Annotated in this window: 11 protein-coding genes; 7 read left to right on the forward strand and 4 right to left on the reverse strand. The window is 35.3% G+C overall.

Annotation, left to right across the window (positions count from 1 at the left end):
* Nucleotides 1-427 precede the first annotated feature (427 nt).
* The 4 genes from CS063_RS16685 (at nucleotide 428) to CS063_RS16700 (ending at nucleotide 5,673) form a co-directional block, all read left to right on the forward strand.
* Nucleotides 428-1,159 (forward strand): ABC transporter ATP-binding protein, encoded by a 732-nt coding sequence (locus CS063_RS16685; protein ID WP_099450819.1) that lies wholly within the window; start codon nucleotides 428-430, stop codon nucleotides 1,157-1,159.
* A complete protein-coding gene (locus CS063_RS16690) occupies nucleotides 1,146-3,584 on the forward strand; it encodes a COG1361 S-layer family protein (protein ID WP_099450820.1) in 2,439 nt (812 codons plus the stop codon). Before CS063_RS16685 ends, CS063_RS16690 begins: the two co-directional genes overlap by 14 nt.
* The gene (locus CS063_RS16695; RefSeq protein ID WP_099450821.1) at nucleotides 3,577-5,115 is read left to right on the forward strand and encodes an ABC transporter permease; all 1,539 of its coding nucleotides are present in this window, start codon (nucleotides 3,577-3,579) and stop codon (nucleotides 5,113-5,115) included. The genes CS063_RS16690 and CS063_RS16695 overlap by 8 nt, the downstream gene beginning before the upstream one ends.
* Before the next feature lie 87 nt (nucleotides 5,116-5,202).
* The gene (locus CS063_RS16700) at nucleotides 5,203-5,673 is read left to right on the forward strand and encodes a DUF4234 domain-containing protein (protein WP_099450822.1); all 471 of its coding nucleotides are present in this window, start codon (nucleotides 5,203-5,205) and stop codon (nucleotides 5,671-5,673) included.
* 102 nt (nucleotides 5,674-5,775) lie between these two features.
* Here CS063_RS16700 and CS063_RS16705 read toward each other — a convergent pair whose 3' ends face one another.
* From CS063_RS16705 to CS063_RS16715, 3 genes are all read right to left on the reverse strand, one after another.
* Nucleotides 5,776-6,660 carry a CAP domain-containing protein gene (locus CS063_RS16705; RefSeq protein WP_308415555.1) on the reverse strand — a complete coding sequence of 295 codons (885 nt, stop codon included), beginning with the start codon at nucleotides 6,658-6,660 and terminating at the stop codon, nucleotides 5,776-5,778.
* A gap of 202 nt (nucleotides 6,661-6,862) precedes the next feature.
* Nucleotides 6,863-8,164, reverse strand: a complete 1,302-nt coding sequence (locus CS063_RS16710; protein ID WP_099450823.1) for a sensor histidine kinase — start codon at nucleotides 8,162-8,164, stop codon at nucleotides 6,863-6,865.
* Entirely contained in the window at nucleotides 8,157-8,840 is a 684-nt protein-coding gene (locus CS063_RS16715) for a response regulator transcription factor (RefSeq protein ID WP_099450824.1), read from the reverse strand. The genes CS063_RS16710 and CS063_RS16715 overlap by 8 nt, the downstream gene beginning before the upstream one ends.
* A gap of 181 nt (nucleotides 8,841-9,021) precedes the next feature.
* Between CS063_RS16715 and CS063_RS16720 the strand changes: the two genes are divergently transcribed.
* The 3 genes from CS063_RS16720 to CS063_RS16730 are packed head-to-tail and all read left to right on the forward strand — an operon-like array spanning nucleotide 9,022 to nucleotide 12,268.
* On the forward strand, nucleotides 9,022-9,699 hold the full coding sequence (locus CS063_RS16720; RefSeq protein WP_099450825.1) for a polyphosphate polymerase domain-containing protein: 678 nt from the start codon (nucleotides 9,022-9,024) through the stop codon (nucleotides 9,697-9,699).
* An 18-nt stretch (nucleotides 9,700-9,717) separates the two neighbouring features.
* Complete coding sequence (locus CS063_RS16725) at nucleotides 9,718-10,404, forward strand: DUF4956 domain-containing protein (RefSeq protein WP_099450826.1); 687 nt, start codon at nucleotides 9,718-9,720, stop codon at nucleotides 10,402-10,404.
* A gap of 25 nt (nucleotides 10,405-10,429) precedes the next feature.
* A complete protein-coding gene (locus CS063_RS16730) occupies nucleotides 10,430-12,268 on the forward strand; it encodes a CotH kinase family protein (protein ID WP_099450827.1) in 1,839 nt (612 codons plus the stop codon).
* A gap of 100 nt (nucleotides 12,269-12,368) precedes the next feature.
* On the opposite strand, the gene CS063_RS16735 is transcribed toward CS063_RS16730, so the two are convergent.
* On the reverse strand, nucleotides 12,369-13,580 hold the full coding sequence (locus CS063_RS16735) for a GNAT family N-acetyltransferase (protein ID WP_099450828.1): 1,212 nt from the start codon (nucleotides 13,578-13,580) through the stop codon (nucleotides 12,369-12,371).
* Between the last annotated feature and the right edge of the window lie 482 nt (nucleotides 13,581-14,062).

The following is a 14,062-nucleotide window of genomic DNA, read 5'->3' on the forward strand; positions in this document are numbered from 1 at the left end:
TATGAAAAATTTAAACTTTCGTGACACAGTGCAGAGCAAGAAAGAAGGCTTTTCGCAGGTTTCCTCCACAGACTTTCGCAAAGTCTTGGTGAAGGACTGTAGGCTGTTTTTAGGGACGTTATCGCAAGCGTTCTTCTTGCGATAGGTAGGACCGTTAGTCTACAGGACTGAACCTAGAGTTTGCCAAGGCGAGGACCCAGAAACCGGAGAAAAGCCTTCTTTCTTGCGGCCGCGTCTACACCTCTTCTTTTTCTTGACTTTCAATTCCTAAGAGCACCCCAACAAACTGAAATTTATATACATCAAGTATTTAACTTCCCATATATTTCACATAATTGGATGATATTTTTATGACATTTGTTTTATATCATAAAGTGAATAGGAGATAGTGTAAGCATTTGAAGTATCACACAAGAAAGGAGAAAATATGGAAGCTATTATAAAAGTAGATAATTTGAAGAAAATTTACATTATGGGAAGTGAGAAGGTCGTTGCATTAGATGACCTTAGTTTGGAAATAGAAGAAGGGGAGATATGTTGTTTATTTGGTACCTCTGGTTCAGGTAAATCCACTTTACTAAATATGTTAGCTGGACTTGAAAAACCTACATCAGGAACCATCTTAATTAAAGGATGTCCGATTCATAAGTATGATGAAGTACAGTTGGCTAAATTTAGACAACGTTATATTGGTTTTGTTTTTCAAGCTTATAACTTGATTGCCTCATTAACTGCTTTAGAAAATGTGAGCTTACCTCTTATTTTTCAAGGTGTCCCTAAAAGAGAACGTGATAAACGAGCGATAGAGATGCTTAAAGCCGTTGGTCTTGGAGATCGTTTGGGACATAAGCCCAATGAAATGAGTGGGGGGCAACAGCAACGAGTAAGCATTGCTAGAGCTTTTGTAAATCGTCCAACTATTTTATTTGCAGATGAGCCAACGGGGAATTTGGATACTGCTACAACTTACGAAGTGATGAACATTATTACAGGCATTGCCAAGGAATATAAGCAGACACTTATTATCGTTTCACACGATTTAGAAATTGCAGATTACGCAAGTAAAATAGTCACCATGAGAAACGGCAATGTAGAGAAGATTAAATATACTCTAAATCAAGAAAGAGGTAAAGGAGAGAAACAATATGCTATATTATAAAAAAGGATTTAGAAACTTAGGTTTTATGCTCATACTGACACTTACACTTAGTATGTTTTTGCCGTATACTTGTTTTGCGGCAGAAGATAAACTACTTATTTTAGATAAAACCTATACAACCTCTAAGTTAATAGAAGGTGACGCTATTAATGCAAAAATTAAATTTTGCCCAAGTAAAGATCCTCTCAAAATAACAGGTGTTGAGGTCAGTGGAACAGCAGTTGATAAGAATAAATTTTCTTATACCATTACGGATGGTAATGATAATGATATGGAAGATACAGCTTTTACAACAGGACAGATTGGATATGCTACGCTTAGGGGTATAACGTACTCAGGAAGTGGTTCAGAAATGCTCATTACTCTGAAGTATGAAGGTGGATCTGTACAAGAGACTATTACATTAGATACAGTTAGTAATGCAGATATTCAAGGTGCACTTGTATTAGACTCAAGTATAACAAGTAATATGAGTGCAAGTATTAAGGCGGGAGAAACTAAAAAGCTTTCTTTACAAATCAAAAATAGCAGTAGCATGGCTGTAAAAAATGGGATTGTAAAAATCAGCTTGGCGGATTCTGTAGTCGGTCTTAGCCTTAAGGAAGGACAATACATTGAACTAGGTACTATTCAATCGAAAGCAACCAAGACGATTAGTTTTATTGTAGAGGCAGATAGTACCGTCAAAGCAGGTACATATAAAATAAATGTTGAGATGAATGGGGTGAAGCAGATTCTTCAACTTCAAGTGGATAGTGTAGCTACCCCACCTGTTTTAGAATTAAGTATTGCCAAAGATAAGGTTTTTAAATTAGGTGAAGTAAATGATTTAAAACTTATAGTTAAAAATTCAGGAGGGAAGCTTGCTAAGAATATCAAGCTTCAAATAAAAAACCAAAAAGACGTAGCTATAATAGGAAATAGCAATGTGAAATACATTAATTCTCTTGCCGCAGGAAGTACAACTACTGTAGAGAGTCAAATTCAGTTAGATAGTAGTACAAGTACGAATATGATTTTGTTAGAAGTAGGTCTTACTTATGCAAGTGAAGCAGGTGACGAATATACAGATACACAGTATATTTATCTCAATACAGATACACTAAGTACATTAGGAGAAATGAGTATTAACAAGGTACAAAGTCCAAGTGGTACTTACATGGCAAACCAAAACTTCACTATTAGCTTTCAAATTAAAAGTGAAGGAAATGCTAAAAATGTTAAGGTAAGTGTAAACCCAGCAAGTAACATCATTCCTAAGTCTCAGAGTGTATTTGTTATCCCAAGTATTAAAAAAGGAGAGACTAGAGACTATATAGTAACCTTAGCAGCAACAGAAGATATTACAACCAGTACCTATCCTATTGAAATCTTAGTAGAATATGAATACAACAATGAAAAAACAAGTATTCATCAGTATGCCAGTGTGAGTGTAAGTAATGAAGAGAATGAAGAAAGTACTAAACCACGTGTCATCATTGGACAATATCAGCTTTCACCACAAATTGTTAAAGCAGGAGAAAGTACACTTTTAAGTCTTGATTTTTATAATACGCATTCTTCAAAAGAAATTTACAATTTGGCAGTGACTATTGATGGAAGTGATTCAAACAATTCAAGTAGCAATAATAACTCAAGTAATAGTTCGGGGAATAGCTCCAATAGCACAAATAGTTCGAATAATTCTAACTCAGATATTTTTATACCTGTGAGTGGAAGTAATACCTTATTTGTAACCAAGCTGGCACCTAGAGAAATACAAACTAGGCAAATTGAACTTTCTACTTTAGGGACAACCACAGCTAAGACGTATTTAATAGCTATCAACATAAGCTATGAAGATAATAAAGGAAACATCCTTACGAGTACTGAAACCATTGCTATTCCTGTAGAACAAGAATTAGCGATTGATGTAGCACAAATTCAAATAGGTAATTTAACTCAAGGCAGAGGAACCTCTATTACAGCAACGCTTTATAATACAGGTAAAGCAGATATTAATAACGTTATGATCTACCTTGAAGGAGAAGGTTTTGCTGTAGAAGACAATAAGTCCTATCTTTCTACCTTTTCAAAAGGTGCAACGGAATATTATTTACCAACCGTAACACCTATAACTACTGGAAAGTTACAAGCTACTTTAGTGATTGAATACGATGATAACACGGGTGCAAAGCAAAGTATTCGTCATCCTTTTGAAATGGAAGTAGTAGAACGTACGACTAATCAAAATGAAATGACTAATGGTAAGGAGGGAATGTCGGAACGTAGTGGGATGCCAATGAATGGAGCACCTCATGTTAGTCAAAGTGTCAATAAATGGGTCATAGTAGTTTTAGCTCTAGCAGTTGCCGCAGGTGCTTTTATAACCTTTAAAGTAATTAAGAGAAGAAAACAAATAAAGGGAATGCATTTGCATGAATAAATTAGATTTAGTATTTATGAGTGTGCGGAGCTTGTGGCGGCGCAAACTTCGTTCAGCACTGACTATTTTAGGTGTACTTATAGGTACTTCTTCTATTGTACTTATGGTCTCTTTAGCTTTAGCCATGAATCAAAATTATGAAAATCAGATAAATCAGTGGGGAGCTCTTACCCTTATTCATGTTACAGAGCAAAGTGATATGGATAGTTTAGTGGAAGTAGAGGAGTTAGATGATGATGCCATTACCATGTTTGAAAGTTTGCCGTATGTAGAAAAAGTAATGCCACGTATTGAAACAAGTATGACTGTTACTGTTGGGGGGTACGGTACTATGCGAGAGGTAACCATTATAGGTTATGACGCTGAGGAACTTACAGCCCTTGGATATGAGGCTACAGAGGGAAGAAATTACGAGGATGGTGAAGAAAATGTTGTTTTAGTAGGAGGTAAATTTACAGATCAACTTGTAAAGAAAGGTCAGCGAGTAGACAGTAAAACGAATAGTTCAAAAGGTAGTAACAGCAATCGAAGTAGTGGCTTTGGTGGAGGGATGCCTGGTGGAGGTGGAATACCAAACAGAAATGGGATGACAAATGGTGGGGGTATGCCTGATGGTATGATGCCGAGAGGAGATATGCCTTTTGACCCAAGGATGGGGGATAATCAATCTAAACAAATCGAAGAGACAGAGTATGATTTATTTAATGACCCAGTAAGTCTAAGTTTTAGTACCTTTACTTTCCGAACAGGGAATAATACATTGATGGGACCAGGTGCTTCAATGAGCAGTAGCACCACCTCTACACCCAAGCCTATTAGTGTGCAAATTGTGGGGGTATTACCAAGTGGGAACACAGATACGGATGACGTGATTTTTATGCCACGAGAGATGGTACTTAAGCTAATTAAGCAAAAGGCTATCCATACGGCTAAACAAACAGGAAGCACACCACAAACAACTGTAGATACCTATGACTCAGTTATTGTTAAAGTTATTGATTCAGATAAAGTTCCCATGATTCAAAGCATGATTGAACGTATAGGATTTAAAACTTCAGGAGCACAAGATACTCTTGACGAAATGCAAAATATGGCTTCAAGCATTCAGCTTATTTTAATGGGTATAGGTGCCATTTCACTTATTGTAGCAGCCATTGGTATTACCAATACGATGATGATGTCTATTTATGAGCGTACGAGAGAAATTGGAGTTATGAAGGTTATCGGTGCAGTTATTTCAGATATTAAACAAATGTTTTTAGTAGAAGCTTCTATTATTGGCTTTTTAGGTGGTGTCTTTGGCGTGATCCTATGCTATGGTATTTCTTGGATTTTAAATACCTATTGCTTAGAGTTTTTTGGAGATTTAGTAGGAACTTCAACCGCTTATAAAACGTATGTTTCTATTATCCCTATAGAGCTAGCAATGGCCTCCATTGTTTTTGCAACAGTTATAGGGCTTTTAGCAGGGTATATGCCTGCTAAAAGGGCCACACAATTATCCGCATTAACAGCTATTAAGACAGAGTAAAACTCATTTGCTAACAAAAGCCATTCTGTGTATAATAAAAGCAAACCAGAGGGTTAAAAGACACAAGAAATTCAAAGGAGAATGGCAATGAAAAAGAGAAACCTTATAGTCGTTTTTTTACTGAATATCGTGACCTTAGGTTTTTATGGGCTTTATTGGATAATTACTTCTATGGAAGGGCTTAATCAATTAATAGGTAAAAAGATATTTGATGTAGAATTTACTAAAAAGATGTTGATTAGTACAGTAGGGGCTTATGCAGCAACCTTTATAGGAATAGGTTTTATTATTTATCAAGCTCTAGGAAAACCAGGTGTTTTTGGAAGTAGCCTTTTAATTGGACTATTTATTTTTTGTATGATGATGGTTTTATGGATTGTTGGGATGGTAATACTACATATTAAATTTGCTGCAGGCCTTCAAAAAATCCAGCAAGAATTATGGATTAAAGAAAAGCTTTCAGTTATGTTAGCAGGTCTAATGGTAATTATGTTTGGTGCGACGGTACCTTATATGCAAAGCTATATCAATAGTCTTATTGACCATAAAAAGCTTTAAAAAATAATAGAAAGTTAAGAGCCTTTGCTAAAAGAACTTTTTTGTTAAAGTACTTTATATGCAAAGGCTCTTAAAATATGAGGAGGACTATCTAATAATGATTTATTTACCGATGAAAAGTTGAGTCCAGTATTTACCGTTTGCTTCATAGCCTACACCAATATGAGTATAGCTAGCATTTAAGATATTCGCACGGTGACCTGGGCTATTCATCCAACCTGTTACAACAGCTTCAGGTGTTGGATAACCTTGAGCGATGTTTTCACCGGCACTTTTATAGCTGATACCGAAGCTTTTTAGCATATCAAAAGGAGAACCATAGGTTGGACTCGTATGACTAAAGTAGTTTTTTTGGGACATATCTGTTGATTTGGCACGGGCAACTTTTCTTACACTTTCATCCATTGTTAGGGCTTTTAAACCTTGTTTTGCTCGTTCCACATTAACAAGTTCTAATACTTTATTTTCAAAAGCAGTTTGACTAGAAACATTTACATCTGGTGAAGGTGCAGGTGTTTCTGTACTAGGCTTGTCTGTATCAGGTGTTTCTGTACTAGGCTTGTCTGTATCAGGTGTTTCTGTACTAGGCTTGTCTGTATCAGGTGTTTCTGTACTAGGCTTGTCTGTATCAGGTATTTCTGTACTAGGCTTGTCTGTATCAGGTGTTTCTGTACCAGGTTTGTCTGTATCAGGTGTTTCTGTACTAGGTATTTCTATATTAGGTTTGTTACAATCAGGGAAGTTAATCTCTGGTTTATTTGAGCTATTTATGTTTTGAATAAGTTCCATGAGATTATAACATTTAAAGGATTGGGTGATAAAACGATAATTACAATCAGTAGTAGAATTTTCTACTTGATAAAGGGGACTTACGTTAGTTTTTTTATTAGCTGGGCAGTACGAATTGGATTTGGCATAGAGAGGCATTGTAGCTCCTGAACCAATTACCGTAGCGGCTAAAATAAATAATGATTTGTGTAATTTCATATGTTTTTCCTCTTCTTTCAATTCGGATTTAAACTTATTACAAAAGTGTTTAACGTGTAACAAGTTCGTAATAATTATTATACATATATTTATATAAAAAGCAATAGAATCTATAAAAATAAGGGTATCCAGTTTATGGGATACCCTTAAATATTACGTAAATATTAAGTTGGAGCAGAGATCTAAGTATAAAGAAAGGCACTTAACGAGGGGGACGGCCTAACTTTGTCGGTAAGGTGATTTCAAAACTTGTGGGTCCTTCAAGGCTACTTTTAGCTTCTATAGTTCCGCCGTGCTGTAAAACAATAGCTTTGGCAATAGAGAGACCTAAGCCGTATCCACCTGATTCATGCACTCTTGACATATCGGCACGATAAAAGCGTTCAAAAATGTGGGGCAAATGTTCAGGTGGAATCCCGGGACCTGTGTTGGTTACAGTAAGATAAATCTTTTCTTTATGCTTTTTTAAAGAAACATCAATAGAACCACCTACAATAGCATTTTTTATTGCATTATCTAAAAGGATGATAGCAAGTTGCCTAAGTTTATCTTCATTAGCAAAGCAATAGATATTTTCTTCAATAGAGAGATTAAAGGTCTTACCTCCTTCAAAAATGAGGGATTCAAAAGGCAAGCAAACATTCATCATTACATCACTTAGGTTAAAAGAAGTAGCATTCTCTTTTGAATCAAGGGAATCTAGCTTAGCTAATTCTAAAAGGTTATTAACCAGTTTATTCATACGGCGTGTTTCAAATTGAATGTACTTAAGCCATTTACTTTGTCTATCAACTGTATCAAGTGGTTGATTAAGAACAGCATCTATATTGGCGGAGATGATCGTTAAAGGTGTACGAAGTTCATGAGAGGCATCTGCTACAAATTGTTTTTGTTTTTCCCATGCATCGGCCATAGGACGAATGGCCCATAAAGAAAGATAATAGCTAATGATAAAGAAGATGCCTAGGGTGAGAATACCAATGATAAGACATGACAAAACTAAGCGATTAAAGGTTGCTATTTCCAGGGAGCGATCTAGGAAAACAATAATAGAGCCGTAGGGTTTAGTTTGTTTAAGAAAACGAAGCTCAAGTCCTTCTAATTGAATAATACCAGTTGTTTTAGGAGAATCATGTACCTTTGTAACAAGGAGCTGTAGTTTTTGCTGATCTACCTCTTCTGCGTCCCAAAGATTAAGCTGAAGGGAAATCATTTGGTTAGAATCGTCACATTTCACAGAGAAACTATTATGCCTATTAGGATTTCCCATAGGAAATTGAGGAGGAGTAGCAAGAGAAAGAGGTTTTTTGACTGGGAACATAGTCGGTGGCTTAAGCTTTTCAGGAATCCCATCCCTTTGGGCGATATCTTGAAGGGTACGTAAGGATTGTTCTTTACCACCGTTATACATGAGTAGACAGATACTTGTAAGGAGTGCAACTAAAATACAGGTAAGAAGCGACATGGTAATAAGGATAAAGCGATTTTTTAATTTTTTAATCATGTCTTTCTCCTTCTAAATAGTAGCCAACTCCTCGCTGAGTTTGAATAGATACTTTAGACTGTAAATGAAGAAGTTTTTTGCGAAGAAAGGAAATATAGACTTCTACATGATTATACTCCGCATCAGAATCATAGCCCCATATTTTTTCTAACAACTCTTCTTTACTTACTACATGTTCTCCATGGCTTATGAGAAATTCAAGAATATGAAATTCTTTCAGTCCCAATTTAATACTTTTTGTTGAAGAGCTTAATTCGTAGGTAGAAAGATTAAGAGTTAGGTCTTTAAAATGTAAAGAATCATCACAAATCAAATCGCCTCGCCTTCGAGATAATGCTCTTAGACGAGCAAGGAGTTCCTCTGTAACAAAAGGCTTGGTCAGATAATCATCTGCGCCATGGTCTAAACCACTAACTTTATCAGAAACTTCACCTTTAGCAGTAAGGAGCATAATAGGCGTTTGGAGTCCCTTTTCTCTCAAATTTTTTAATACTTCAAGACCATTTAACTTAGGAAGCATAATGTCTAATAAAATAATGTCATAAATGCCGCTTAGAGCATAATCAAGGCCATCCTCACCATTATAAACAGCATCTGCACTATACTTATTTTGTGTTAAAATCTGCACCAGGGCATCGGCTAAATACTTTTCATCTTCTATAATGAGAATACGCATTTTCTAATATCCTTTCTCTATGAAATGCTTTTAAACTTGTATAGGTATTGTACCACATGAAACTTAAAAAATTCTTAAAATAAGAAAAAGAGAATGAAGTTTTCTTATGAGAGTTTTTAAGATTGGTTTAAGGTTATCGGCCTATAATTAGATGTACGAGCAAGAAGGAGGTGAAAAGAGGATGGTATTTAGACATGAAATCAAGCATTTAATTAACGAAGCGGATTATTTAGCAATCAGCAAGCGTTTAAAGTTTATTGCACATGTAGATAAAAATGCTAGAGAAGGCAAAGACTATAAGATTCGAAGTCTCTACTTTGATAATTATAGTGACAAAGCTTTAAATGAAAAGCTTCTAGGTATCAATAATAGGGAAAAATTTCGCTTACGTTATTATAATGATGATACAAGTTTTATTCGTTTAGAAAAAAAGTCAAAGTATAATGGGCTTTGCTCTAAGGTCAGTACCTTTATTTCAAAGGAGAAATGTAATCTTTTAATAGAAGGGGAAATTGACTTTTTAAAAGAAAGTACAGAGCCTCTTTTTAATGAGCTTTATGTCAAGATGAAAACACAGCTCATAAAGCCTAAAACAATAGTGGACTATGTAAGGCAGGCCTATATTTATGAGCCAGGAAATGTACGTATTACCTTTGATAAATCTATTAAAACGGGATTGTTTGCTGTGGATTTTTTAAACACAGAAAAGTTAACAGTGGAGACACTGGATAAGCGTTATATTATTTTAGAAGTTAAATATGATGCATTTTTACCACAGATCATAGCGGACTGTATTCAAACCAATGAGCGTAGGGCAACAGCTTTTTCAAAATATGCAGTATGTAGAATGTATGGATAATAATTGGAGGAAAGAAAGATGAATCAGACGATTAATTTTAGTGATGTATTTAAAAATGGCTTTTTAAGTAAACTTACTTCTTTGTCTCTTTTAGACATGGTGATTGCTCTAGCCTTAGCTTTTGCTTTAGGGCTATTTATTATGGCAGTTTATAAGAAAACTTTTAGTGGGGTCATGTACTCACGTAATTTTGGTGTTTCTTTGATGGCAATGACGATGATTACTACTCTTATTATTTTAGCAGTTACTTCTAATGTGATACTTTCATTAGGGATGGTAGGTGCTTTGTCTATTGTACGTTTTAGAAGTGCAGTTAAGGAGCCTATTGACATTGCTTTCCTCTTTTGGGCAATTAGTGCAGGGATTGTGTTAGGAGCAGGACTTATACCACTCGCCCTCATAGGTTCTTTCTTTATTGGACTTATTATGATTTTATTTGTGAATAAAACGAGTAGGGATAACCCTTATATTTTAGTAGTTAATTGTGTAGATGATAGAGCAGAACAAGATGTTATGCAGAGAGTAAAAAGTAGTGTGAAAAAACACGTCATAAAATCTAAGACAGTTTCAGCTAGAAACGGCATTGAACTTACCGTAGAGTTACGTTTACAAGATATGACTACTAGATTTATTAATGAAATTAGTCAAATAGATGGTGTGGAAAATGCTGTTTTAGTCAGCTACAATGGTGAGTACATGGGGTAGAGAGTAGGTGAAGAGGTGATAGAATATGATAAAGGACAAGCACATTTTTCCACTAGCTCTATGTACTATTATTCTTGCAGTAATAGGGCTTATTGGTGGGTATAGTCTTTCACAAAAAAATATAAATAGCATAGAGGCTGTAAGTAGTAATGATGCCATTTATATGGAAAAGATTTTTGATAAAGAGAAACTATTAGAAATTAATATAGAGATTGATGAAAAGCAGTGGGAAGAATTATTAGAAAATGCTATGGATGAACAATATGTAGCAGCGAACCTAACAATTAATGGTGAAACAGTAAGTTCCGTAGGGATTCGGGCAAAGGGAAACTCTTCACTTAGTATGGTGGCTTCAGATAGTACCACAGATCGCTTTAGCTTTAAAATTAAGTTTGATGAATACATCAAAGGGCAGAGCTTTTATGGACTAGATAAAATGGTTCTTAATAATGGTATAGGTGATGCTACCTATATGAAAGAGTATTTAGCTTATGATATGTATAATAGTATGGGAATTGCAACTCCAGGCTTTGCCTTTGCTAAAGTAAGTGTGAATGATGAAGTATGGGGTGTTTATTTAGCAGTAGAAACGCTAGAAGAGAGTTTTATTGAACGTAATTACGGTAGTTTGGATGGCAATCTCTATAAAGTAGAGAGCGATAAATTGGGAGCTGGTGGCAATAAACAAGGTGGACAAATGGGGCAAATGCCTCCAGGAGGGAAAAATGGCATACAAAGACCAAGCAATCAAGATAATGAAACAATGCAAGGCAATATGCAGCCACCAGGAGGTATGCCAGATAACCTAAATAATGAAGCGATGGAAGGTAATATGCAGCCATCAGAAGATATGCCAGATAATCCTAATAATCAAGCAATGCAAGGAGATATGGCTCCACCAACAGAGATGCAAGGGGGTCTCGGTGCAGATAAGGGTAGTTCATCAGGAACAAATTTAGTTTATAAGGATGATGAACTTTCTAGTTATTCAGGTATATTTGATAATACTATTTTCAAGAAAACAACGGACGCAGATAAGCAAAAGATAGTCGATATGATGAAAAATTTATCAGAAGGGACTAATCTAGAGGACTATCTTGATGTAGATGAGGTTCTTCGCTATTTTGCTATTAATACTTTCATTGTGAATTTGGATAGCTATGCAAGTAATATGAAACATAATTTTTATCTCTATGAAGAAAATGGAAAGGTACAAATTTTACCTTGGGATTATAATTTAGCTTTTGCAGGTTATGGTTCTTTAAATGCTACACAAGCAATTAACTTCCCCATTGATACCCCTGTAACAGATTCAATGGAAAATAGTCCCCTTATTGCTAAACTTTTAGAAGTAGAGCCTTACAAAGAGCAGTATCATAATTATTTAAATAAATTAGTTACGGAGTATGTAGAAAATGGAAAATATGAAGTAACTATTCAAAAGGTAAATGAACTTATTAGTGAGGCAGTTAAGGAAGACCCTACGGCTTTTTATAGTTATGAAGAATACCAAACAGCAGTAGCAGAGCTTATTCAATTTGGGAAAGATAGGGCAACAAGTATTAAAGCACAATTAAGTGGAGAGCAGCCTAGTGAAAGCTATGGCAGTATAGCAACAACTGTTCATTTAAACAACTTAGGTTCTATGGGTGGGGGAAAAGGAGGATTTAATAATCAACCACCTCAAGATTTAAGTAAAAACGGTCCTGGCAGGGAAAACAGAACAAGGCCTAATGAGATGAACAAATTAGAGAAGGCCTCTTTAACAATTGAAGAAAAAGGATTATTACTTGTAGCAGGTATAACCCTAGTGGGAGGGAGCCTATTAATCCTTTGCTTTAAGAGAAGGAAGTATAGAAGTTAGTTGATAAAATCAGGTTATAAAAAGAGAAGGCCTAAGAATTTTCAATATACGAAAATTTTTAGGCCTTCTCTTTATCATCAACCATCTAATAAAGAAGTATTTAAAAATAATCAGAAAAATAAGGAGTTTGTTGCTCAATGGCATCCTCTAACATATCTAAGGTTTCAGCACTACAAGTAAGGCGACCAATTTTATGAAGATAGTCTGGACGTTTATAGCCTAGTAACATAGTTGTCATAGTTTGAATATCGATTTTATCATGAGTTCGAGTGGAGGTGCGAGTTATTTCACCCTTTCCATCAGTAGAAATAGAGAGTTTAAAAGGACCTTGATTCCAAGAAAGAATAGGGTCATCCATTATAAAAGTCCATTCTCGTTCTATAGTATCCGGTTTAAAAGGATATTGAGAAATAAACAACTCTAAGTCGACAATCCGAGCCATAAAATAAGGAGAGATACTTTCTTTAATATCTGCATCTTCTAGCAAAAAGGCGAGGGGTTCATCGGTATAAGTGTTACCTATAACCTTTGTAATCATAGAAAAATGGGCACTTATAAAATTCCATAAACCACTGCGTGCTTCTTCATTAATAAAAATCATATCTTTAATATGGAAAACTTCTTCTTTAATCCAATAAAGTACATAGCCATCTGGATCACCTTGGTCATTATAGTAGACAGCAGCCATTAAATCATCTGAATCCCAAAGGAAGTATTCATTCCAAGCCAGTTCATCACGTAGTAAAGCACCATGGGTTTGAAGTGCAAAACGATGATAAGCATTTTTAACCTCATCACTTTCAATAGCTACTCGTTCAACTTCTCCAGTGACACGTTTATTTTTAGGAAGTTGATAATCACGAATTTCAAAGGTAATTTTATCCGAAATAATTTCCCAACCTTTTCTACGATAATAGGGAATAGAATAAGGATAAAGGTAAGAAATAGTCTGATGTTTTTCTTTCATATGTTTAAGAGATTCATAGAGTAATTTATGCATGAGTCCTTGATTGGCATATTCAGGGTAAGTACCAACACCTGTAAGTCCTCCCATGGAGTAAGTATGTCCAAATATACGTACCTGCATAGGGTAAACAGCTACTTGAGAAATAAGTTTATCTCCATCAAACCATCCCATAACATCTGCCTGTTTAAGTGTGGGAGATTTAGCGCGGATCATTTCTTTTTCTTCCCAGCCAATTTGCTGAAGGTCTTGATCTGTTACTTGAAATACATATCTTAGTAGTTGGTTATACTGAGCAAGATGTTCTAACCCTACTTTTTTCATTTTTAAGTTTCTTTTTCTACTCATATAAAACCTTCCTTATCTTGCATAACTTTTTATAAATTATTTTTATTATATCCAGATAGATTATTTTTTCGTGTTTTATCTTCAACTTTATAAAAAATATCAAATGATGTATTTATATTATAACACGACAACTATTTGAAAGAATAGAGTAATAGGGTAAGAAGGAAAATTTCAGTTTGTTGAGGTGCCCTTAGGAATTTAAAAGTCAAGAAAAAGAAGGGGTGCCTACGCGGCCGCAAGAAAGAAGGCTTTTCTCCGGTTTCTGGGTCCTCGCCTTGGCAAACTCTAGGCTCAGTCCTGTAGACTAACGGTCCTACCTATCGCAAGAAGAACGCTTGCGATAACGTCCCTAAAGACAGCCTACAGGCCTTCACCAAGACTTTGCGAAAGTCTGTGGAGGAAACCTGCGAAAAGCCTTCTTTCTTGCTCTCCACTGTAACACGAAAGTTTAAATTTTTTATATTCCTTCTTAAAGACATGAG

Origin of the sequence: Sporanaerobium hydrogeniformans, from assembly GCF_002735925.1 — a bacterium.
Classification (GTDB): domain Bacteria; phylum Bacillota; class Clostridia; order Lachnospirales; family Cellulosilyticaceae; genus Sporanaerobium; species Sporanaerobium hydrogeniformans.

Bases quoted from the DNA above. Each gene is read 5' to 3' on its own strand.
- CS063_RS16725 (WP_099450826.1), top strand. From the start codon at position 9,718: ATGAATCAGACGATTAATTTTAGTGATGTATTTAAAAATGGCTTTTTA.
- CS063_RS16730 (WP_099450827.1), top strand. From the start codon at position 10,430: ATGATAAAGGACAAGCACATTTTTCCACTAGCTCTATGTACTATTATT.
- CS063_RS16710 (WP_099450823.1), bottom strand. From the start codon at position 8,164: ATGATTAAAAAATTAAAAAATCGCTTTATCCTTATTACCATGTCGCTT.
- CS063_RS16700 (WP_099450822.1), top strand. From the start codon at position 5,203: ATGAAAAAGAGAAACCTTATAGTCGTTTTTTTACTGAATATCGTGACC.
- CS063_RS16695 (WP_099450821.1), top strand. From the start codon at position 3,577: ATGAATAAATTAGATTTAGTATTTATGAGTGTGCGGAGCTTGTGGCGG.
- CS063_RS16690 (WP_099450820.1), top strand. From the start codon at position 1,146: ATGCTATATTATAAAAAAGGATTTAGAAACTTAGGTTTTATGCTCATA.
- CS063_RS16720 (WP_099450825.1), top strand. From the start codon at position 9,022: ATGGTATTTAGACATGAAATCAAGCATTTAATTAACGAAGCGGATTAT.
- CS063_RS16715 (WP_099450824.1), bottom strand. From the start codon at position 8,840: ATGCGTATTCTCATTATAGAAGATGAAAAGTATTTAGCCGATGCCCTG.
- CS063_RS16685 (WP_099450819.1), top strand. From the start codon at position 428: ATGGAAGCTATTATAAAAGTAGATAATTTGAAGAAAATTTACATTATG.
- CS063_RS16705 (WP_308415555.1), bottom strand. From the start codon at position 6,660: ATGAAATTACACAAATCATTATTTATTTTAGCCGCTACGGTAATTGGT.
- CS063_RS16735 (WP_099450828.1), bottom strand. From the start codon at position 13,580: ATGAGTAGAAAAAGAAACTTAAAAATGAAAAAAGTAGGGTTAGAACAT.